This is a genomic window from Paenibacillus terrisolis (genome assembly GCF_056171975.1).
This window is the reverse complement of record NZ_JBKFGG010000005.1, coordinates 1-21386: the sequence shown is the minus strand read 5'-3', so window position 1 is coordinate 21386 and position 21386 is coordinate 1. Positions and strand designations below refer to the sequence as shown.

17 protein-coding genes are annotated in these 21386 nt (G+C 53.7%); 5 read left to right on the top strand and 12 right to left on the bottom strand.

The window, feature by feature from the left end:
• Positions 1-30: 30 nt before the first annotated feature.
• From ACI48K_RS05440 to hemE, 4 genes are all read right to left on the bottom strand, one after another.
• A complete protein-coding gene (locus ACI48K_RS05440; protein ID WP_475026534.1) occupies positions 31-1434 on the bottom strand; it encodes a CapA family protein in 1404 nt (467 codons plus the stop codon).
• A gap of 133 nt (positions 1435-1567) precedes the next feature.
• Entirely contained in the window at positions 1568-2992 is a 1425-nt protein-coding gene (gene hemG / locus ACI48K_RS05435) for a protoporphyrinogen oxidase (RefSeq protein WP_475026533.1), read from the bottom strand.
• A 6-nt stretch (positions 2993-2998) separates the two neighbouring features.
• Positions 2999-3940 (bottom strand): ferrochelatase, encoded by a 942-nt coding sequence (gene hemH / locus ACI48K_RS05430; RefSeq protein WP_475026532.1) that lies wholly within the window; start codon positions 3938-3940, stop codon positions 2999-3001.
• 28 nt (positions 3941-3968) lie between these two features.
• Positions 3969-5030, bottom strand: coding sequence for a uroporphyrinogen decarboxylase (gene hemE / locus ACI48K_RS05425; protein WP_475026531.1), 1062 nt, complete (start codon positions 5028-5030; stop codon positions 3969-3971).
• 189 nt (positions 5031-5219) lie between these two features.
• Here hemE and ACI48K_RS05420 point away from each other — a divergent pair, with 189 nt between their 5' ends.
• Entirely contained in the window at positions 5220-6434 is a 1215-nt protein-coding gene (locus tag ACI48K_RS05420; RefSeq protein WP_475026530.1) for an MFS transporter, read from the top strand.
• A gap of 531 nt (positions 6435-6965) precedes the next feature.
• Here the strand turns inward: ACI48K_RS05420 and ACI48K_RS05415 are convergent.
• Positions 6966-7526 carry a TetR/AcrR family transcriptional regulator gene (locus ACI48K_RS05415; RefSeq protein WP_475026529.1) on the bottom strand — a complete coding sequence of 187 codons (561 nt, stop codon included), beginning with the start codon at positions 7524-7526 and terminating at the stop codon, positions 6966-6968.
• A gap of 229 nt (positions 7527-7755) precedes the next feature.
• Between ACI48K_RS05415 and ACI48K_RS05410 the strand changes: the two genes are divergently transcribed.
• Positions 7756-8592, top strand: a complete 837-nt coding sequence (locus ACI48K_RS05410; RefSeq protein ID WP_475026528.1) for an oxidoreductase — start codon at positions 7756-7758, stop codon at positions 8590-8592.
• A gap of 426 nt (positions 8593-9018) precedes the next feature.
• On the opposite strand, the gene ACI48K_RS05405 is transcribed toward ACI48K_RS05410, so the two are convergent.
• From ACI48K_RS05405 to ACI48K_RS05380, 6 genes are all read right to left on the bottom strand, one after another.
• Positions 9019-10431 carry an ABC transporter substrate-binding protein gene (locus tag ACI48K_RS05405; protein ID WP_475026527.1) on the bottom strand — a complete coding sequence of 471 codons (1413 nt, stop codon included), beginning with the start codon at positions 10429-10431 and terminating at the stop codon, positions 9019-9021.
• Between the two features lie 64 nt (positions 10432-10495).
• Positions 10496-11320 (bottom strand): carbohydrate ABC transporter permease, encoded by an 825-nt coding sequence (locus ACI48K_RS05400; RefSeq protein WP_475026526.1) that lies wholly within the window; start codon positions 11318-11320, stop codon positions 10496-10498.
• Complete coding sequence (locus ACI48K_RS05395; RefSeq protein WP_475026525.1) at positions 11317-12288, bottom strand: carbohydrate ABC transporter permease; 972 nt, start codon at positions 12286-12288, stop codon at positions 11317-11319. Before ACI48K_RS05395 ends, ACI48K_RS05400 begins: the two co-directional genes overlap by 4 nt.
• 296 nt (positions 12289-12584) lie before the next feature.
• Positions 12585-13583 carry an oxidoreductase gene (locus tag ACI48K_RS05390; RefSeq protein ID WP_475026524.1) on the bottom strand — a complete coding sequence of 333 codons (999 nt, stop codon included), beginning with the start codon at positions 13581-13583 and terminating at the stop codon, positions 12585-12587.
• A 3-nt stretch (positions 13584-13586) separates the two neighbouring features.
• A complete protein-coding gene (locus tag ACI48K_RS05385) occupies positions 13587-13964 on the bottom strand; it encodes a MerR family transcriptional regulator (RefSeq protein ID WP_475026523.1) in 378 nt (125 codons plus the stop codon).
• Between the two features lie 182 nt (positions 13965-14146).
• Positions 14147-15316 (bottom strand): hydrolase, encoded by a 1170-nt coding sequence (locus tag ACI48K_RS05380; protein ID WP_475026522.1) that lies wholly within the window; start codon positions 15314-15316, stop codon positions 14147-14149.
• Between the two features lie 344 nt (positions 15317-15660).
• On the opposite strand from ACI48K_RS05380, the gene ACI48K_RS05375 reads away from it, so the two are divergent.
• The 3 genes from ACI48K_RS05375 to ACI48K_RS05365 all read left to right on the top strand — a co-directional run bounded on the left by ACI48K_RS05375 (position 15661) and on the right by ACI48K_RS05365 (position 20867).
• Positions 15661-17232, top strand: a complete 1572-nt coding sequence (locus ACI48K_RS05375) for a glycosyltransferase (protein WP_475026521.1) — start codon at positions 15661-15663, stop codon at positions 17230-17232.
• Positions 17233-17301: 69 nt separating this feature from the next.
• The gene (gene shc / locus ACI48K_RS05370; protein WP_475026520.1) at positions 17302-19203 is read left to right on the top strand and encodes a squalene--hopene cyclase; all 1902 of its coding nucleotides are present in this window, start codon (positions 17302-17304) and stop codon (positions 19201-19203) included.
• A 62-nt stretch (positions 19204-19265) separates the two neighbouring features.
• Positions 19266-20867, top strand: a complete 1602-nt coding sequence (locus tag ACI48K_RS05365; protein ID WP_475026519.1) for a gamma-glutamyltransferase family protein — start codon at positions 19266-19268, stop codon at positions 20865-20867.
• A gap of 176 nt (positions 20868-21043) precedes the next feature.
• Here ACI48K_RS05365 and ACI48K_RS05360 read toward each other — a convergent pair whose 3' ends face one another.
• Complete coding sequence (locus ACI48K_RS05360; protein ID WP_475026518.1) at positions 21044-21268, bottom strand: hypothetical protein; 225 nt, start codon at positions 21266-21268, stop codon at positions 21044-21046.
• Positions 21269-21386 lie beyond the last annotated feature (118 nt).

The following is a 21386-nucleotide window of genomic DNA, read 5'->3' as shown; positions in this document are numbered from 1 at the left end:
CATTTCCCTCCATGAACTTTTTTCTATATTTTACAGCATGCCGGCGGTTGAAGCCCGATCTTCGAGATCCGAAACCGCATCCGAATCGTCCTGACCTTCCATCGGTTCGGATGCGACGGAAGATCCGTTGCCGGTCGGTTTCCCGGTAACGGCGGTCACTTCGCCGGAACTGCCGATCTTCACGCCATGCGAAAAGCTCTCAACCTCTTTCAGCAGCTTCCGTCCCTGTTCCGGTTCCATCGGAATCGGCTGACCGAGTTCCGTGCGGTAAGGAATAAGCTTCAGGCTGCAATCCCCCTGGCGGGTGCATCTGGCGGAAAATACGGCCGTTTCCCAAGTTTTCGGATCATTGGATTTGGTGAAAATGAAATTTCCCGTGCTGTAAGCAATCCATTTTCCTTTATACCTTTCAATTCCCTGCATCACATGCGGGTGTCCGCCGACAACAAGGTCCGCCCCCGCGTCGATAAAAGCGTGCGCCAGTTCGGTCTGATGCCCTTCCAGCGTGGCCGTACGCTCTTTGCCCCAGTGAGCGACCACAAGCACGAGATCGGCGGTTTTGCGGGCTTCCCGGATGGCTTTCAACGCCGGATCGGGAACGTAAGCGGAGGCCACGCCGGCCTTATTCTTGCCCGCAACCCAGCTCGGCTCCGGGATCACCCGGCTGAAGCCGAATAATGCGATTCGGATGCCTTTACGTTCCAGCAGGACGGGAGCATACGCTTCCTTGCTGTTCCGGCCGGCGCCGAAATACCCGATGTGATTTTGCCTCAGATGCGCCATCGTATCGAGCAGGCCAACCGTGCCCTGATCGAGGACATGGTTATTCGCCAAATTCACCGCGTCGACTCCGGCCTTGGCCATGGGGGCGAGCGCCTTGGGCGAGGACTTAAAAACATAAGTTTTGTTCTCGGCTGCATCCCCCCGGTCCGTTACCGGAGTTTCCAGGTTCAGCACGCTTAAATCGTCATTCTGAAACAGATTGCGAACATATTGATACGGATAGTCATATCCGGTTTTGGCCAGCTTGTCGGACACTTTTCCGGAAAAAAGCGTATCCCCTGCAAAATGAATCAGCAGGGCATCCTTATCCGTTGGCGAATCGGATTCCCCCGGTTGATTCGCCAGGCCGACGTCCGTTCCCTGGGATTCATGACCGGCAGACGAATCATCCGCCGGAAGGGAGCCGGCATTTCCGGCATTTCCGGAATTACTTTCGGGTTGTTCTTCAATAGCGCCGTCAGAACCGGCCGGAGTCTGAACCTTGCTCCCGCCCTGACTGCTCTGCGGAAATTTTTCCTGTAAGTAAAAATATGTGCCCATTAAAAGAATCAGTGCGATGAGCACCACATTGACAATGATCCAAACGCGGGTTTGGCGCCGCTGTTTGTCTTGTTTTTTCTGTTTGTGTTTCTCGGATCTTGGCGGATACATTACGGACTCCTTTTAACGATATTTGACCGTATTGATTTTATTATATCAGGGATTCCGAAATAAATAGAACCCCTCGCCTATTTTGCAGGAAAGGGGCCTTGAAGTCCTATTGCGATGAATTTGCATAAAAGAATCAGTGCGCCGCGACTTTTACCTTCGAAGCCAACGTTTCGGCTAGCTCCTTGGCCATCTTGATGCAGTCCGGCAAGCCTACGCCTTCGAACGCCGCGCCTGTGGCGTACAAGCCCGGCAGCGAAGCTTCGAGACCGCGGCGGAATTCGGCGATTTGCCGCAAATGGTGAACCGGATATTGGGGCATCGATTTGGCAAGCCGGGTGATTTCCGAGAACAGCGGCCTGGCCGTAATGTTCATCAGCTTGTGCAGGTCCTTAAGCACCAGTTCCGTAAGTTCTTCGTCGGAAACAAACACGTTCTTCTCGTTGCCGGAGCGCCCAACATAGCAGCGCAGCAGCATTTTATCTTCGGGGCTCGTGTGCAGCCACTTGATTCCGGTCCAGGTGCAGGCGGTAATGTTCATGCCTTCCTCTTTCGGCACCAGGAACCCGGAGCCGTCGAACAGGCCGCTCACATCTTTCCGGTCAAAAGCGAGCACGACATTAGCCACCGATACGTAATTAATCGCGTCCAGCGCGCTGACATCCGTATGCGGGCGGAGCAGCTCGGCGGCGGCAAACGCGGGAGTCGTTACGATCACATCGTCGGCCTCGAGCTTTTCACCTGAAGCAAGCGAAATTTCGTAAGTATCCTGTCCTAAACGGCGCAGTCCGGTAACCTCCGTTTCGAGGCGCTGCTCCACATCGGAAAGCTCGCGGACGAGCCCGATCACCAGGCTTTGCAGGCCGCGGCGGAAGGTCAGGAAAGCGCTGCGTTTGGTTCCCGTATGAGTTTCCATCGGCTTTTTGCCGGTCATCATGCCTTTGATCAGGCTGCCGTAAGTCCGCTCCAGCTCGCCGAATTGCGGGAAGGTGGATTGCAGGCTGATTTTGTACATATCTCCCGCATAAATGCCGGCAAGCAGCGGTTCGGTCATCTTTTGCAGCACTTCCGTGCCTAGGCGGCGCTCGATCAAAGCACCCAGCGATTCATCTTCGGCGCTTCTGCGCGGAGGCAGCACGAAATCCAGCATGGCCCGGGCTTTTCCCGGCCATGAGACCAGACCGCTTTTCATGAACGGACCAAGCTCCGTAGGAATCCCAAGCACCAGACCGGATGGCATCGGGTGCAATTCTCCGCCGCTGACGATGTAGGTTTTCTTGGCATCCGGGTTCATCGATACCAGTTCCTCGTCAAGTCCGATTTCCCGCGCCAGGTCGGTCATTGCCGTTTTCCGGGCCAGAAAGGAGTCCGGCCCTTTTTCGATGACGAATCCGTCGCGATGCAGGGTCTCGATTTTACCGCCCATAACCTTCGATTTTTCCAGGATCGTAATTTGCGGCGCCAAGCCTTTCTCCCGGTAAAATTTGCGAATGTAAAACGCTGCGCTGAGCCCGGTCAATCCCCCGCCGATAATCGCTATCTTACGATTTGAATCACTCATGCCCGCTCATCCCTTTTCACATTTTTTCATCACGCAATCGCTTAATGCCTCCATATACAGCGGGTCGGAATTCAGCGATTCGATGCGCTCCAGGCGCATATCCAGCTCTTTGGCAATCGTTTTGGCCTCGATGTCGAGGTCATACAGCACCTCAAGATGATCCGAGACGAAACCGACCGGGGCCACCAGGACATCTTCGACCTGCTCGCGGCTTAAGTCGCGAAGCGTTTCCAAGATGTCGGGGCCAAGCCATGGCTCCGCGGTCCGTCCGGCGCTTTGCCAGGTAAACTGCCAGGATGTAACTCCCGTCTTCTCGGCGACCGCTCTTGAAGTCTCAAGAAGCTGCTCCCGATACGGATCGCCCATCTGCAAAATTTTCTCCGGCAGGCTGTGCGCGCTGAAAAGAACTCTCACCTTGCTTCTGTCGGCACCGGCCTCCTCAAAGAGATCCAGCTTGCGGGAAACGCGTTCCGATAACGCCTCGATCAGCTTGGGCTGCAAATGATAGCTCTCAACGAAGCTCATCGCAATCCCTGCTTCCTTGGCTTTCGCTTCCGCCCGCTTGATGTAGCCGCCGATGCTCATCGCCGAGTAATGCGGGGCAAGTACGATGCCAACCGCCTCGCGGATACCGTCCGCAGCCATTTGGTTCACGCCGTCTTCGATAAACGGATGGGCGTGCTTCAGCCCCTGATAGCAAACAAACTCCCTGGCACTCCCCTCGTTCAAACGGTTCAGCGTCGTTTGCAAAGCGGCCACCTGGTTATCGGTATTGGCGCGCAGCGGGAACACCCCGCCGACAATCGCCTCATACCGTCCTTTAAGTTCCGCCAGCTGCGCTTCCGCCGGCGGATGGCCGTGACGGATATGGGTATAGTAAGCTTCCACTTGATCCATGCTTTCCGGTGTGCCGTAGGACATCACCAATACGCCAATCTTGGTTTTCAATCCGTTCACCTCTCGATTCTTTTTACGTTTACGAATGCAGCACGGCTTGCTTGCGAATGGCCTCCGCCGAATAGTCGTGAATGTATTCCGTCAACTCGCGGAGCTTATCGATCGATGCCTCCGGAAATAACCCGTGCCCTAGGTTGAAAATGAACCCCGGAGACCGGATACCCTCGTCGATAATGCTCTTGGCCTGTTCCCGAATGACGTTCATGGGGGCTGTCAGTACATAGGGGTCAAGGTTACCCTGTACCGCAAACTTGCCGCCTGTCCGCCGCCGTCCTTCTTCAATCGACACGCGCCAGTCCAGCCCGATCACATCTGCCTTAAGACCGGACAAGACCGGTAGCAGCTCGCCGGAACTTACCCCGGGAAAATAGATTTTTGGCACATTCAAATCCTGAAGCTCGGCAAAAATACGAACAATCGTCGGAAGGACGTAACGTTCGAAGTCTTTGGGAGCAAGCGCTCCGACCCAGCTGTCAAACAGTTGGAACGCTTTGCCTCCGTTTTGGACATGGGCCCGCAAATAAGCGATAACCATATCTCCCAGTTTGTCCATAAGCTTCCGCCACAACTCGGGTTCACTGTACATCATCGTTTTGGTGCGGATATAGCTTTTTGAGGGGTGTCCTTCAATCAGATAACTGGCAATCGTAAACGGCGCTCCCGCAAACGTGATCAGCGGAACGTCCAGCTCGCGGTCCAAAATGCGGATCGTTTCCAAAATATGCGGCAAATCCCCTTCTACGTCGATCGGTTTCAGCCGGTCGATATCCGCGGCCGTTCGAATCGGTTCGGCGATGACGGGGCCAATATTTTTGACGATGTCGAAATCGACGCCCAGCGAAGCAACCGGATTCATAATATCGGAATATAAAATGGCCGCGTCCACGCCTAATTTGCGAACCGGCATCATCGTTATTTCGGCGGCCAACTCGGGCTGGCGGCTAATTTCCAGAAGGCTGTACTTTTCCTTGATTTTCCGGTATTCGGGATCGTATCGACCCGCCTGGCGCATGTACCAAACCGGAAGTCGGTCTACCTCGTGCCTCTGACAGGCATGAATAAACCGGTCATTATAAGCCATATAGTTACGCCTCCAATATTGTAATTATTCTAATTAACATTATGCATTTTTTAATACCAAGTAACAACCACCCTGAAGACCGATCCTTGACAATCATATGACATTGCCTGCCGAATTGATTTTGCGTATTGTGCTATACTTAAATGACGTTGTTTTCAACCGAGACCTGCGAAAGGAAGTGAAAGCACTTTGAGGACTTGGAAAATCAATCTCCTGGTGCTTTGGTTCGGACAGTTTTTTGTAAACGCAGGAATGACGATGATCACTCCATTCCTCTCCCTTTACCTTGCCAGGGATCTGCATGTCCACGGCGATCGGGCCATCGGACTTTGGGCGGGCATGATTTTCGCGGCGAACTTCGCCACCTCATTCGTGTTCCAGCCGATTTGGGGCAAGCTCTCCGACAAATACGGCCGGAAGATCATGCTGCTGCGCTCGGGTTTTGGCATGGCCATCGTCATTTCGCTGATGGGCTTCGCGACGCAGCCGTGGCATCTGCTGGCGCTGCGGCTGCTAAACGGGACGATTTCGGGCTTTAATCCCGCCTCGGTGGCCCTGATTTCGGGGACCGCCCCCAAGGAACGCATGGGCTTCGCCATGGGAACCATTCAGTCCGGCAACGTCGCCGGCACGATCCTTGGTCCGCTTATCGGAGGCTTACTGGCCGAGTGGGTAGGTTTCCGCCCTATTTTTTACATTACAGGCAGTTTATTATTCCTGGCTTCTCTGCTCGCCCTATTGTTCGTACGGGAAAAGTTCGACCGCGAGAAAGCCGCCCATAAGCCGCAAATTTCCGTGATCCAAGGTTTTCTCCAGTTGAACAAAACCCCGCAGCTGACCGCGTTGTTTGCCGTAACGTTTCTGCTGCAGTTCGCCATGCTCAGCCCGATGTCGCTGCTCCCGCTGTATGTCGAGAAGCTGCACGGAGCCGCGGCGGACGTACCCTTTTGGGCCGGATTCGTCAGCGCCGTTACCGGCATGTCCAACATGGTGACTTCGCCCGTGCTGGGGCGGGTCAGCGATAAGGTCGGCGCGCATCGCATTTTGACCTATTGCCTGATCGGGGCGGCGGCCACGCTGATTCCTCAAGCTTTCGTACATACGGTCTGGCAGTTGATCATCATCCGCTTCCTGATGGGTGTCTTCATGGGAGGTTTACTGCCAAGCGTGAACGCTTTGATCCGCTCTTACACCCCCGACGGCATGGAAAGCCGGGCGTTTGGCTTCAACAGCAGCACGCTGGCTTTGGGGAACATGCTTGGCGCTCTGATAGGCGGTTTTCTGTCCGGTTATATCGGGATCGAAGGGTTATTCATCATATCCGGCGTTCTGCTGCTGTTCAACACGGTCTGGGTAAGATGGAAGCTGTTCTCCAAACCTAAAATGGCGGCGCCCGCAAAATAAACGCCATGCATAGGGGTATCGCGGGCTCGCAGATCATCTTCAATCAATTTTTGTTTGCCTGGATATAATAAACGGAAATTTCTCGAATAACGGTATAAAATGGCTTTATTTCACTCCGAAATCGCATTTTCTTGAAAATAGCGGTGAAAAATGGCCCTATTTTCGGCAGGATGTCCAAAAACCGAGGGGGAAATGGAGATTTTCAAATAATAACGCCATATAACGGCGCTATTCTTTCAGAATGAGACCTTTTCAGTGGAATAAGGCCGTAAAAGACTTCTATTTAAAATCTCGGAGGGAGGAATGCGGCGTTGGGGGACGTCGTTGACCAGAGTAGAGCAGTCCATTTGTTCCAACGCAAACCCTCGAAGCCGATCCGGTATCTGGCAGCGATCCGGCAGGGCTCTTCTTCTCTGCTGCTATGATACGTTTTTTAGGGTGCGTCAAAGGTCATCTATGATGACTTTTGACGCACCCTCTATTAATTTGACCTGCCCCGGCTTATCACCCGAATTACAAATGAATCCCCGGTTACAACTTTACGGCTTTCCAGCAAGCTTCGATCGTTTGCTGAATATGAAGCTCGTCGAGCGGATACTTTCCGATCAGATAGCCTTTGACGACCGATGCGATCATCCCATGTATGATCTGATGACAGAAATGCGGTTCCATCTCTTTGAGGATTCCCTGCTTTTGACCTTCAATGATGACGTTCAGGGCTTCCCGGCCGCTTCCTCCGTCATCCATATTGCGCAGCTCGGGCGTGATGTACGGGGAATACGAATAGCTGTCGATAAACAAAAACTCCTTGGAAAAATCGACGGCGAACCGGATTCGGTTCAGTTGAATGCGCTTGTATCTTTCGTATAGGCTTGCTTCCGGATCGTAACCGATCAGCAGACTGTCCGCCATATGAATGCGGGCTTGCCGATACACTTCGTTAACCAGCTCTTCCTTGCTGGAGAAATAGTTAAATAACGTTCCCGAACCCACCTGGGCCCGTTTGAAGATCTTAGCGAAGGTCACGGATTGCAGGCCTTCCTCGTCGATCAAATCCAGTGTGGCTTTCAAAATATCTTCGCGTTTGCTCATCCTACACACCTCATTAAAACCACTTTAATATTTGCCGGCCGGTTTCGTCAACAATTTGGAATATACATTCTATATTATTGATATTTTCATTTGTTTTATACCGTTATTAATCGGTTTTTCTTTGTTCAACTAGAACATACATTCCAAAATTTCTTGACTTTCATCCGACGTCTGATTTATGATGAGAACGTTGGAACAAATATTCCAAAATACAAAGGAGAGATCCACAATGTCAAAAGTATGGCTTATTACCGGCAGCTCGCGCGGGTTCGGGCGCAGTCTGGCCGAAGCGGTTTTGGCCAAAGGCGATCAACTGGTCGCTACGGCTCGTAGACCGGAACAACTTGCGGACCTTGCCGAACGCTATGGCGACCGGGTTCGGACCGTCGCGCTCGACGTTACCGACCAGGAGCAGGCCAAGACCGCGGTTCGGTCGGCCATCGAAGCTTTTGGCCGGCTGGATGTGCTTGTGAATAATGCCGGATACGGAAACATTTCGTCTATCGAAGAAACTTCCTTTGAAGATTTCCGCGCGCAGATCGAAACGAATTTGTGGGGAGTCATTAACGTTACCAAAGCGGCATTGCCCATTCTCAGAGAACAGGGTTCCGGACACATCATGCAGTTCTCCTCGATAGGCGGACGCCTCGGATCGCCGGGTTTGGCCCCCTACCAGGCAGCCAAATGGGCGGTCGAAGGCTTCTCCGAGGTGCTGGATAAGGAAGTTGCTCCGCTGGGGATCAAAGTGACGATCATCGAGCCGGGCGGCTTTCGTACCGACTGGGCGGGCACGTCGATGAGCCACATCGAACCGCGGGCGGAGTACCGGGACACGGTCGGCAGCATGCTTGAACTCATTCGCCAAGGCTCCGGCAAGCAGCCAGGCGACCCGGATAAGGCAGCACAAGCGATCATCACGATCGCAAACGAGGAAAATCCGCCGCTTCGGCTGCTGTTGGGAAGCGATGCAGTACAACTGGCCCGTATGATCGATCAGCAGCGTCTGGCCGAAACGGAGCGCTGGGCAAAGCTTAGCGTCTCGACCGATTTTGGCTCGGCAGAGTAATCCGAAGCGAACCCCGGTTAGCGGCGGTCGATTGGTAGGAAGCGAAAGCGATTTTTATATGAAGCCGTTCATAGTATTAAGCCGTTGGCAGCTTCATATTTAGCGGCCGGAAACAAGCGGTAAGCAACAACTTTTGTCCGGCTAACGGACTCAAATGACGCTATCGGCTCCTAAATGACGCTTATTTATTCTAACGGATCGTAATGACGCTATTTGAGCGAAAAGCCGGATAGCGAGGGACAATTTGTTGGAATAACGATTCTAGAGTCCGTTAGAACGGACTGCAGAGTAAAATCAGGCCGATAACGAATGTTGAATCCGTTAGATGGACCTCTAGGGAACCCGCGCAGAGTTACGTGCCACCTAACATAGAAAAAGGGCGGAAAACGGGATCACCCGGCTTCCGCCCTTTTTGTTCGTCCCGCGTTATTTTTGCACCGTGGCGTTATACTGACCGATCTTGTCGGTAATTTGCTTGGCCGCGTCTTCGAGCGCCGCTTTCGGCTGCTTTTGGCCGTTCAGCGCTTCCTCGATGGCGCCTTCAACGATTTGACGCGCTTCCGGGAATACGCCCATGACCGCGCCCGATGTTGCCGTCGATTCGGTGGAAGCGTGCAACTGATCCACCGCCGTTTGGAATTGCGGATATTTGGCCATGTTGTCCTTGAGCACCTGTTGATCGTAGGCCGCTTTCGTAATCGGGAAATATCCCGTCGCTACGCTCCATTTTGCTTGCGCTTCAGGCGAAGCTACGTACTTGATGAAATCCCACGCCGCTTTTTGCTGTTCTTCCGATTTGTTATTCATAATGTACAAGCTTGCGCCCCCGACCACGACTCCACCGTCTTTCGCTGCGGCCGGCTTCGGCAGGAACGCGGTGCCGACTTCAAACTTGCCGCCCACCGCTTCAACGATCTTGCGCAGCGACGCCGTCGAATCCAGCGTCATGGCGATTTGCCCGGCCGCAAAAGCATTGTCGGTATCATCCGTATTCCGTCCGAGGTTGGCGACTGTTTTTTCATCCACCATCTTTTTCCACCATTCCAGCGTCTTTACGCCCGCGTCCGAGGCCAGCAGCGATTCCGTTGCAGCCGACTCCCGGCCATTGCCGTTGTTGACGTAATCGACGTTTTGATTCGCGAAAAATTGCTCCATGAACCATCCGTAAATCGCAATCGCCGCGCCCGGCTTGCCGTTTTTACTAAGCGCCTTGGCGGCCGCCTCGAAGTCCTCATAAGTTTTCGGAGGATTTTCCGGGTCCAGCCCCGCTGCTTTAAACGCGTCTTTGTTGTAGTAGAGGATCGGGTTGGACGTGTTGAAAGGCATGGCGTTCAGTTTTCCGTCGATCGTGTAATAACGGGTAATGTTCGGCTCAAGCGCCGACAAATCAAATCCGTCCTGATCGATAAACTGCTGAACCGGCGTAATCGCCTTGGAGTCGATCATGAATTTGCTGCCAATCTCGTACACCTGAATCAAATCCGGACCGCTGTTCGAACCAAGCGACGCTTTAAGTTTGTTCAGGCTTTCGTCGTATTTCCCCTGAAACACCGCTTCGACTTGAATTTTGTCCTGGCTTGCGTTAAAGTCGGACACGATCTCGTTGATTGCCTTTTCGTTGGTGCCCGACATGGAGTGCCACCAGGTGATCTTGATCGGAGAAGCCGCTGCGCTTGCGCTGTTTGCGCTCGGTTCCGAAGTGCTGCCTTGCGGATTGCCGGCATTGCCGCTTGCGCTGTTGTTCGAGCCGTTATTTGCGCCCGCGCCGCAGCCCGCCAGGGCCACCATTAGCGTAAGCATTACCAGAGCCAAACTTGATTTGAAGCGAAACCGTTTCATCGTATAAATTCTCTCCTTCTATATTATAGATTGTGTTGCCCAAAACCATAGTCAATGAACCTCCTCAGCCCTTCAGCGCTCCCGCCGCCATTCCCCGGACCAATTGCTTCAGCCCGAATATCAGCATCAGCAGGGAAGGCAAGATGGCAAGCGTGATGCCGGCAAAAACCAGGTTCCACGATGTCGCTTCCTGAAATTCGAGCATCGAGATGCCGATTTGTATCGTACGCATCGGCGTACTGTTGGTGATCAGCAGCGGCCATAAGTAAGAGTTGTACATATTCAGGAAAGAGTACACGGCAAGCGTTCCGAGCGCCGGTCTCGACAGCGGCAGCACATGGAACAGGAAATAGCGGGTATGTCCGCAACCGTCCATTTTGGCCGCTTCAAACAATTCCTTCGGTAACTGCAGGAAAAACTGGCGCAGCAAAAACGTGCCAAACGCCGTCGCCAAAAACGGCACGATGAGTCCTTGATACGAGTCCAGCCAGTTAAGACTGCGGACGGTGAGATAATTCGGGATCATCGTCACTTCCCAAGGCAGCATCATCGTAGCCACAAACAAACCAAACATCAGTCCTTTGCCCTTAAAGTCCATTTTGGCGAAAGCGTAAGCCGCAAGGCTCGCCGTAACAAGCTGCCCCGCCGTCACCGCGGCGGACACGAGAAACGTGTTGCCGATAAAGGTCGCGATCGGAATAATTCCGAACACTTCCTTAAAGTTCGCCGGATTCAGCGAGTGCGGAATGATCGAAGGCGGATAAGAGCTTGCCTCCTCCGGACTCATGACGGACATGAAAAAGCTGTATAGCACGGGATATAACGTCAGCAGCGCCGCAACAATCAGCACGGCGTAAACAACGGCTTGTCCGGAAGTAAGCTTTTTCATTGGTAATGGACTTTCCTTTCCACCCACTTGAACTGAATCAGCGTAAGCAGCATGATGACCAGGAACAGCAGCAACGCTTGGGCACTCCCGGTTCCGAACCGGAAATTGATGAACGCCTCCTGATAGATGCTGTACACAAATACATTCGTACGGTTCATTGGCCCGCCCATAGTTAAAATATTGATCTGCCCGAACGATTGGAAGGCGCTGATGATCGAAACGACCAATATGAAGAACAAGGTTGGCGACAAAAGTGGGAGCGTAATTCGGCGCAGCAGCGTTATCGGCCCGGCCCCGTCGATTTTGGCGCTTTCGTAAATTTCGTCCGGAATCCCCTGCAATCCGCTGGACATCATGATGTAGTTAAAACCCAGGTTCATCCAAACCGTCATCAGAGAAATGGACAGCAGCGCCGTGTCCGGGTTCACGAGCCAGGAAACCGGGGCAAACCCCGCAAGTCCCAGCAAGTAGTTCAGCATGCCCAGTGTCGGATGGAACAAGAACTTCCAGATGACCGCCGCGGAACCGACCGACAATACCAGCGGCAGCGAGAAGGCAAACTGGAACAAGCGCTTGCCCCTCAGCATGTTATGGGTGAGAACCGCCAGGATCAGGGCAAGCAACATGCCGCTTGGCACCGTTAATAGAGCAAACAGCGCCGTAACCTTGATTCCGCTGAAAAATAATCCCGAAGAAAACAACTCGGCAAAGTTATCCAGGCCGACATATCCGGCGATGCGTCCGGTGGGATCCGTGCTGTGCAAGCTGAGATATACCGACCGGATCAGCGGATAAAACAAAAATACGCCAAACAGCAGCAGCGAGGGCGCCAGGAAAGCATACGCAAGCGCGTTTTCCCGGAGCTTCAGCCTTTTTAAGGAAGCGGTCGAACTTTGGCTTCGCAGACGGGAAGCAGACGATTTGCCTCCGCTCGCCGGGAAGCTTAGCCCGTTCTCCAGTTCATTCATGGAAGCGGCCTCCTTTCTTGACTGATATGTAATTCACTTCCTATTAACTATGCAAGTGTAAAACTTGGATGTAAGTAGAGAGTTAGGGGAAATTAAACAGAGGGTTAAATAAAATTAAAAGTGTTAAAAAAATAACAATTAAAAACGAAAAAACCGCAAACTTTGTAAAAGAAACCTACGGAGCAATAAGTTAGAAATGCCAAAGCTTTGGGAATTAAACAAGGAGCCATGAGCGTGCGAATCACGTCTTCGCACACCATGGCTCCTTGTTATGAAGCAAATTCGGCAATCGCCCGTTAAATTTCAAAGACGGCCCCGGTCAGTTTTTCGCTCAACGTCCAAAGCTTCTCTGCCGCTTCCCGATCGACGGCCCAGGGGAATACCCCGCTTTTACCTTGATGATCGGCAGGCACCAGCCTAGCGATATCCGCATTTTCGCAATACACGCCGCCCATGCCTTCAAGCTGCGGGCTTGCGGCGCACCAAACAATAGTCGACGCCCCCTCGGCGACGGTTTTCTGCAGCTCGTTGACCTCGGACCAAACCCGCAGCCCTTGATCATCCATAGCGCCCATGGCCCGCATTTCGTCGTCCGACAGGTGCCGGGACAAATCCGTAACGATGGATCCCGGATGAACGGAGAACGCACGGACGCCATAGGCCCGGCCTCTTTGATCGAGCTCCAGCGCAAACAACGCGTTGGCCGTTTTCGATTGGCCGTAGGCCTTCCATTTGTCGTACTCTCGTTCACGATAATTGGGATCGCCAAAATCGACGGCGCTAGAGCGATGGGCCAGCGAAGAAACCGAGACGACCCGCGCGCCTTGCGCTTTTTTCAAAGCCGGCCACAACCGGACGGCAAGTTGAAAATGCCCCAAATGGTTCGTGGCGAAATGCAGCTCATATCCGCGCTTGTCGAATCCTTTCGGCACCGCCATGATGCCCGCGCTGTTCACCAGCATATGAAGCGGGCGGGCGGTTGCCAGGAAACGCTGCACAAACGCATCGATGGACGAAGGATCCAGCAGGTCCAACTCCTCCAGCTCCGCGCCCGGTATCATCGCCACAGCCTCGCGCGCTTTTTCCGGCGTACGCACCGGAATGATGACACGGGCTCCCGCCGCAGCCAGCGTTTTGGCCGTTTCAAGCCCGAGGCCGGAATATCCGCCGGTAATAATGGCGATTTTGCCGTTAAGATCCGTGTCTCCAAGCGCCTCTTTTGCCGTTGTACGCGGGCCGAACCCCGACGGGATCGGAGCCTGAAGCGTTTGTTCAGGCAATTTATCGTTAGTCATCGTTTACTCTTCCTTTCTTTTGCCGTTTTTGATTTCTTGAAAATGCTGCAGCTTGTATTTAATCAGGTTCAAGGTCATCGTTAATTCCTCAATTTGCATCTCAATCGATTCCTTGTGCTCGTCCAGCAAGTCATAACATGCCGTCTCATCCTGTTCCGCGTAAGCCTGCACATACTGCTGGATTTTCTTCAGCGGCATCTGCGTCCGTTTCAGATAAGCGAGAAACATGATTTTGTCCACGTCCCGATCGCTGTACATTCGGCTGCCGCCGATTCCGCGCTCCGGGGAGCTCAGCAGCCCGATTTTTTCGTAATAACGAAGAGTATCGGCAGTCAGGCCGGTTAACTCGGCCGCCTCCGAAATCGTAAAGGTTTTGTTCACGTTTTTTCTCTCCTTAAGGATGTTGGGAATGACGTCATAATCGAATGATACCCCTTGGAGCAAACTCCAAGTCAAGCTTGGCCGAAAAAAAGGATTGCCATAAAAAAAGCTTCCAGTCACCCGATACGTCAGGGTCTGAAAGCCATAAGCTCAATAGGTTTATTTTGAATGTTCCGCTTCGCCTAACTTAAAGATTGTTTGACAAATTCGTAAAAAGCCAATGCGTCCTCCCAGGCACCAAAGCCTGCTTGCGCCTGTTTGTCGCTGCCTCCGCCTTTGCCGCCGAATTTGCCGAGATGCTCCTTGTAAAACGCTCCGCAGGCCAAATCAAAACGGCCGTTATGCGACAAGATCACCTTGCAATCCGGGATGGTTGCGAACAGTACGACGCCATCTTGGTCCGAGGTGAGCCTGACGGCCAGATTATGCGCTTCCTTTAGCGACTTGTCCGCAAAAACATGCGCAATCAGGCTTCCCTCCCGCTTCTCCAGCAGCTCAGCCGTAACATACTCGTCGATTTGTTCCTGAAGGTTAGTAAGCTCCGCCTGCAACTGCAGCTGTTCGCTCTCCCATTTTTCAATCCGCTCGATCAGTCCGTCCTTGCTCGTCTTGAACTTAACCGACAAGGTGTTCAGGATACGCTGATTCTCATTGAATTCCGCAAGAGCGCGGTTCCCGCATTTGAAATAAATCCGGGTATTTCCCTTCTGCTTTTCGGATTTCAGCAGCTTAATGATCCCGATTTCACCCGTCGACGAAACATGCGTCCCTCCGCATCCGTTGTATTCGACGTCTTTCATTTCGACGATCCGAATGTTCTCGCTGACCTTCGGCTGTTTGACAAGCGGCAGCTTCCCCGCCTCTTCACCCGTCACGAAATAACTGACGATCGGGTGGTTTAGGAAAATATGCCGGTTCACCTCTTGCTCAAGCGCGTTCAGCTCTTCCGGGCTTAGTTCCGGCTTCTCTACATCAATCGAGCAATAATCCGCTCCCAGATGAAAACTCACGGTCATCGCATCATATAAATTGCGGCAGACGGCCGACAGCAGATGCTGGCCGCTGTGCTGCTGCATATGATCGAATCGGCGGTTCCATTCGACTTTGCAGGAAACCAGGGGTCCCTCGGGCAAACGCTCTACCTTATGCAGCACCACGTCTTCCTCGCTGGTCACATCAAGTACGGGAACTCCGCCAATGCTTCCCTCGTCGCAAGGCTGTCCGCCTCCATGCGGATAAAAGGCGCTCTCTTCAAGAATGAGGTATTGCCCGTCCTCCCGTTCCAAAGTTTGGCTGATCCTCGTGTGCCACTCAGTCAAATAGGCGGAATCGAAATATAGTCTTTTCGTCATTGTCATGTTCTTGTCCTTTCGCTAATAACGTCCGTTAAGCTTTAATATAACACAAACCGGACAGCCATTTAGGGTTTGACAGAAACCTTTCAAGAGAGAATTGCGTCTAATTCCTTAGAATTATTTTCCTGCATCCTGATTCCATGTTCCTGAGCGATGATCTATATTATAGCGGACGAAGCGGCGACCAGTTGTCCTTCTCCTATAAGGACGGCAAGAAGCCGGTGACTTTCACGCACATATTAAACGCAGCCGGGAAATGAAACCGGCAAACTGTGGTGCATAAAGCCGTGCCCCGGAATAAGCCCGGTCCAAGTCTACAATTCTAGCATATTCATATAGAAATGGATTTGGATCGAGGTGATCCCAGACAGATGAAAATACTCATTTCTACCTACTCTGCTTACCCCCGGGTCGGGGGGCGTTCGATGTATATCAAGGTCCTGTCGGAAGAGCTTGAAAAGTTAGGGCACCAGGTCGATTTAATCGCGCATGCTCCCGGACTCTCCGAAATCTACCATTCGAAAGAAGGCAGCGTCCATAAACAAACGGCACGGTTATGGGCAGAATCCCAAATGCACCGCTTCAGTGCGCAGAATTACGCTCGTGCTGCGGACTGGATCCGATGGCGCGAAATCGAACGTTATACCTATGAGGCCGCAGTCCGGAAGTTTGACCTGTCGGGATATGATATCATCCATGCCCAGGATATCATCTCTGCGCGCGCGCTTGCCCGGGTAAAACCTCCGCATACCCCGCTTATCGTCACTTACCATAACAGCAAAACCCGGGAATGGCGGCAAAACGATCCGGCCAAACCCGAAATCGAGATGGACTATGTTCTGCAAGAGGAAAAAATGAGCGCCGCCAGTGCCGACGCGGTCATCTTTCCTTGCGGCTGGCTGAAGCAAACCTTTCGTGATGATCAAATTCCGGTGGGCAATGCCCATATCATTCCTTACGGCATCCGCCCGTTATTTGAAAGCGGGGGCGCAAAGGCGAAAGCGCGGGGAATCGCACCGATAATCGCTTGCCCCGCCCGGTTGGTGCCGATCAAGGGGCATTCTTTTTTGCTGGATGCATTTGAAATATTACAGAAGCAGGGCTTTCGGTTCGAAGGTTGGATCATCGGGGACGGTGTGCTCCGCAAGCAGTTGGAGGATCTATCCCGGGAAAAGGGCCTGGGACAAAACGTGCGTTTCCTCGGATATCGAGACGACGTGCCCAATCTTCTGCTCCAATCCGATATCGTTGCCTTGCCGACGATTCACGATACATTTCCGTTTGCCGTTATCGAGGGCCAGTTGGCCGGAAAACCGGTCGTCTCCAGCCGAGTTGGCGGAATCGAAGAAATGGTGGACTCCGGAAGCACCGGCTTATTGATCGCCCCCGGCGACAGCCGCGGATTGGCCAAAGCGTTGGCGTCATTGCTGGACGCCCCTGAACGGCGGCTAACGATTGGACTGCAAGCGCAGGCAGCGGCAAATCGGCGTTTTTCCCCCGAAGGCATGGTTGCGGAGACTCTGGAAGTGTACCGGCAAGTCGCAGCTTCTCCCGTCTTAAAGCAGGTTAGCGGCTCGCTGCCCGATAAGGAACTGCTGGGACCGCTTATTCCGAAATGGATGGGTTCCTCCTCGTCCCCCACCCCTCTTTACGGCAATATTCACGGACGGATCAACCTTCCCGAATCGGACGAAGATCTGACCAGGGTCGCCGTACATTTGACGGACATATCATGGGTAACGCTTCTAACGGAGTCCGCCGATGAACATGGCTTTTTTCGCTTTCCCCGTCTCCCTGCAGGGAAATACAGCTTGATGGTTTCTTCGCCCCCGTTCCCGGCCGTATCCCGGTACGTTGAAGTGAAGGAAGGGCAGGAAAGCTTCGTTGACATTAAGTTTGAGCACGCGAAATAACCTTGGCTCCTCATTTCCCCTTATGTACCCTCATATAATGGTGAAAATATCTGTGGAGGTACCGGGTACATGGTTCAAGTTCTTGATCGTGTAAATGCGGAAATCGATGCTTTGACCGGAGAGATGCTTCGGTGCCAGCGACCGGACGGAACCTGGCGATTTTGTTTTGAGAACGGAACAACCCTTGACGCTGGCGTCATTATTCTTTTCAGATCGATTCAAAAGGGAGACGAAGACCTGATCCATGCGCTGCATGACCGGATTCTGGCGGCCCAACAGCCGGACGGAGGGTGGAGATGGTACCCGGATGAAGAGGACGGCAATTTGTCCGCATCGGTGGAAGCTTATTATGCTTTGCTTTATTCCGGGTACAGCCGGGAAACGGATGAAGCGATTCGGCGGGCCCGGAATTACATTTTGTCCCGGGGCGGAATCGGCAATGCCTCCAGCCTGCTGACCAAAACGATTCTAGCCGCAACCGGCCAAAGAAAATGGCCTCTCTCTATTTCATCCATCCCTCTCGAAATGCTGCTGCTGCCGAATTCTTTTCCGCTCAATTTTTTTGATTTCTCGGGGTATTCCCGGATCCACCTTGTTCCTCTGCTAATCATGGCCGACAGGAATTTTTCCGTTCGCAATTCCCTGACGCCGGATTTGAGCGGTCTTTATGCCGATGGTCGCAGCGATGACGAAGAACGGGAGCGGCTCCCCTCGGACAGCCAAAAGCTGCTAGAGCGAATTCAGGCCGAGATCGGGCGGCTTATCGGTTCGCCCCGGCGCATCCATGAAGCGGCTGTAAAGAAAGCCGAACAGTTCATGCTGGAGCGGATCGAACCGGACGGAACTCTGTACACCTATGCGAGTTGTACGGTTCTGATGGTTTTTGCCCTGCTTGCGCTCGGTTACGACAGACGGCATCCGTTAATCGCCAAGGCGGCGGACGGATTGTCCGCCATGCGCTGCAAGGCCGGCGGACAGATCACGATTCAAAACTCGCCCTCAACCGTGTGGGATACCGCGCTGCTCGCTTATGCCCTCCAGGAGTCCGGAACCGCCGGCGATCATGAAGCCATTCGGCGGGCCGCCGCTTATTTGCGCGGCAAGCAGCACGATAAAGCCGGGGATTGGCAAATTCATAATCCGAATGTTCCTCCGGGCGGCTGGGGATTCTCAGACACCAATACGATCATTCCGGACGTGGACGACACGACGGCAGCGCTGCGGGCCATTCACGGATTGGCTGCGGCAGATCCGGATTTCCTCGAAGCCTGGAACCGCGGTCTCAACTGGCTGATCTCCATGCAAAACGATGACGGCGGCTGGCCTGCTTTTGAAAAGAACGCCAACAAGGAAATGCTCACCTGGCTGGCGATCGAGGGCGCCAAATCGGCGGCAACCGATCCATCGGAAGCGGATCTCACGGGCCGGGCTTTGGAGTTTCTTGGCCATTTTGCCGGACTGGATCATAGACATGCGTTTGTGGACCGAGGGACCAACTGGCTCATTCAGCATCAGCAAAAAGACGGCTCATGGTACGGCCGATGGGGAATCTGTTACATTTACGGCACGTGGGCCGCACTCACAGGGATGAGAGCCTGCGGGATTCCCCATGACCATGAGACGGTGCAAAAAGGGGCGGATTGGCTGCTTCGCGCGCAAAATCCGGATGGCGGCTGGGGAGAGTCATGCCGCAGCGACCGGCTGGAGCGGTATGTCCCTCTTGGAGCCAGCACGCCTTCGCAAACGGCCTGGGCGCTCGACGCGCTGATCGCCGCGCATCCGCGGCCGACGGCCGAAATCGACCGCGGTATGCTGCGGCTGGCCTCCTTGCTCCATGAGGACGGCTGGGAGACGGTCTACCCTACCGGAGCGGGGCTTCCGGGCAACTTTTACGTTCATTACCACAGCTACAAGTACATCTGGCCGCTGCTGACGCTGGGGCATTACCGGAAAAAGTATGGAACGATGTAAGGACACGGGCGGACATTTGTCGTATAGTATTCCTAAAACAGACAGGAAAGGAATGAACATCCATGGATTTTGATTCCTTGTCTTATCCGTATCCTTCTCGGCGAACGCCGGTTTTCGCCGCCAAAGGCATGGTCGCGGCCTCACAGCCCCTGGCGGCTCAGGCCGGACTTGCGATTCTTCGTCAAGGCGGCAACGCCATTGACGCCGCGATCGCCACTGCCGCCGCGCTTACGGTCGTCGAACCAAGCGCCAACGGAATCGGCGGCGACGCTTTTGCCTTGGTTTGGACAAACGGCAAACTTCATGGCCTCAATTCCAGCGGGCCGGCGCCGATGGGCATTTCCGTCGAAGCCTTGGAAAAGGCCGGATTGAAGGAAATTCCGAAATACGGTTTCGTCCCGGTCACCGTCCCGGGAACGCCCGCCGCATGGACGGAGCTGTCCCGGCGGTTCGGGAAGCTTCCCCTCGCAGAGGCGCTGCGTCCGGCAGCCCAATATGCCGAAGAAGGGTTTCCGGTGTCTCCCGGCATCTATTGGGGACGGGCCTTTGAGCTGTATAAGCGGCAGCTCACCGGGCCTGAATTCGCGGAGTGGTTTGACACCTTTGCCCCGGAAGGCAAAGCTCCGGGGATCGGCGAACTAATCCGTCTCCCCGACCATGCCGCAACGCTTCGCTCCATCGGTGAGACCGGAGCCGACTCCTTCTACCGCGGCGATCTTGCCGAACGGATCGACCGGTTCTCGCAAGAGCACGGCGGTTATATCCGCAAAGCGGACTTGGAGGCGTTTCGTCCGGAATGGACATCGCCCATCGGTATTTCGTACCGGGGCTACGACGTCTGGGAGATTCCCCCGAACGGTCAAGGAATCGCCGCGCTGATGGCGCTGAACATTTTAAAGGGCTTCGAATTTGATGTGCGCGACAGCGTAGAAACCTGCCATAAGCAAATCGAAGCGATGAAGCTGGCATTTGCCGACGCCAAAAATTACATAGCCGATCCGGCAGCCATGTCCTTGTCGGCCCGCGATCTCCTGTCCGAGGCTTATGCGGAGGAACGGCGTCGGCTGATCGGCCGGACGGCACTCGAACCCGTCAGCGGCAAGCCGGATCGCGGAGGAACGGTCTACCTCTGCGCGGCGGACGGTGAAGGCAACATGATCTCCTACATCCAAAGCAATTACATGGGTTTTGGATCGGGGCTCGTTGTTCCGGGGACGGGCATTGCGCTGCACAACCGGGGGCACAACTTCACCCTTGAGCCCCACCATCCCAACCGGCTTGCTCCGGGGAAACGGCCTTATCATACGATCATTCCGGGTTTTCTCACCAAAGACGGCGCGCCCGTCGGACCGTTTGGAGTCATGGGAGGTTATATGCAGCCTCAAGGCCATGTTCAGGTCATTATGAACACAATCGACTTCGGACTTAATCCTCAATCGGCACTGGACGCCCCAAGATGGCAATGGATTGAGGGTAAATCCGTTTCGTTCGAACACACGGTTCCGCCGCATATCGTGGAGGGGCTCGCCCGCAGAGGGCATCAAGTCGATTGGAGCGTAGGCTCCGGATCCTTCGGACGGGGTGAAATTATCTGGCGGCTGAACGGCGGCGTGCTCGCCGGAGGAACCGAACCGCGAACGGACGGCCAAATTGCGGCTTGGTAAGCCATGACCATTGACCTCTAGTCAACCGTATTCACAATCCTAAAACCATCCGATCTCCGAGCTGGATTTCGGCAAGTTTCGAAGTCTAAAACGCCGTAAGCTCCGGTTGCCCTTGATGCACGGCGCGCAGGTCCGCTTTCAGACCCGCGTGCTGGCCGGCCTTGCCGGCGGTTCAGTCAGCCGGTGGGCTCGGCACTGAGGATGAATTGCTCGTGCGCAGCTGAGTTGGCGATTTCTCCAATGATTTCTTGAATAGCGGTATAAAATGGCCTTATTTCGCTCCGAAACCGCATTTTCCTGAAAATAGCGGTACAAAATGGCTCTATTTTCGGCAAAATGTCCAAAATCAAGGGGAAAAGGAACTCTTTGAAGAAATAAGGCCATAAAACGGTGCTATTCATGCAAAATGAGGCCTCCCCAGTGGAAATAAGGCCATAAATGCAGCTAGAATAAAAAGTGGACATCTCTTAGTGTCAAACAGATAATTGAATCTAATAAGACGAAGAGGTGCCAAAAATG

Coding starts and splice junctions, on each gene's coding strand:
- ACI48K_RS05440 (WP_475026534.1), bottom strand. CDS start 1,434: ATGTATCCGCCAAGATCCGAGAAACACAAACAGAAAAAACAAGACAAA.
- hemG (WP_475026533.1), bottom strand. CDS start 2,992: ATGAGTGATTCAAATCGTAAGATAGCGATTATCGGCGGGGGATTGACC.
- hemE (WP_475026531.1), bottom strand. CDS start 5,030: ATGGCTTATAATGACCGGTTTATTCATGCCTGTCAGAGGCACGAGGTA.
- ACI48K_RS05415 (WP_475026529.1), bottom strand. CDS start 7,526: ATGAGCAAACGCGAAGATATTTTGAAAGCCACACTGGATTTGATCGAC.
- ACI48K_RS05410 (WP_475026528.1), top strand. CDS start 7,756: ATGTCAAAAGTATGGCTTATTACCGGCAGCTCGCGCGGGTTCGGGCGC.
- ACI48K_RS05405 (WP_475026527.1), bottom strand. CDS start 10,431: ATGAAACGGTTTCGCTTCAAATCAAGTTTGGCTCTGGTAATGCTTACG.
- ACI48K_RS05400 (WP_475026526.1), bottom strand. CDS start 11,320: ATGAAAAAGCTTACTTCCGGACAAGCCGTTGTTTACGCCGTGCTGATT.
- ACI48K_RS05395 (WP_475026525.1), bottom strand. CDS start 12,288: ATGAATGAACTGGAGAACGGGCTAAGCTTCCCGGCGAGCGGAGGCAAA.
- ACI48K_RS05390 (WP_475026524.1), bottom strand. CDS start 13,583: ATGACTAACGATAAATTGCCTGAACAAACGCTTCAGGCTCCGATCCCG.
- ACI48K_RS05380 (WP_475026522.1), bottom strand. CDS start 15,316: ATGACGAAAAGACTATATTTCGATTCCGCCTATTTGACTGAGTGGCAC.
- ACI48K_RS05375 (WP_475026521.1), top strand. CDS start 15,661: ATGGATTTGGATCGAGGTGATCCCAGACAGATGAAAATACTCATTTCT.
- shc (WP_475026520.1), top strand. CDS start 17,302: ATGGTTCAAGTTCTTGATCGTGTAAATGCGGAAATCGATGCTTTGACC.
- ACI48K_RS05365 (WP_475026519.1), top strand. CDS start 19,266: ATGGATTTTGATTCCTTGTCTTATCCGTATCCTTCTCGGCGAACGCCG.
- ACI48K_RS05360 (WP_475026518.1), bottom strand. CDS start 21,268: ATGAATAGCACCGTTTTATGGCCTTATTTCTTCAAAGAGTTCCTTTTC.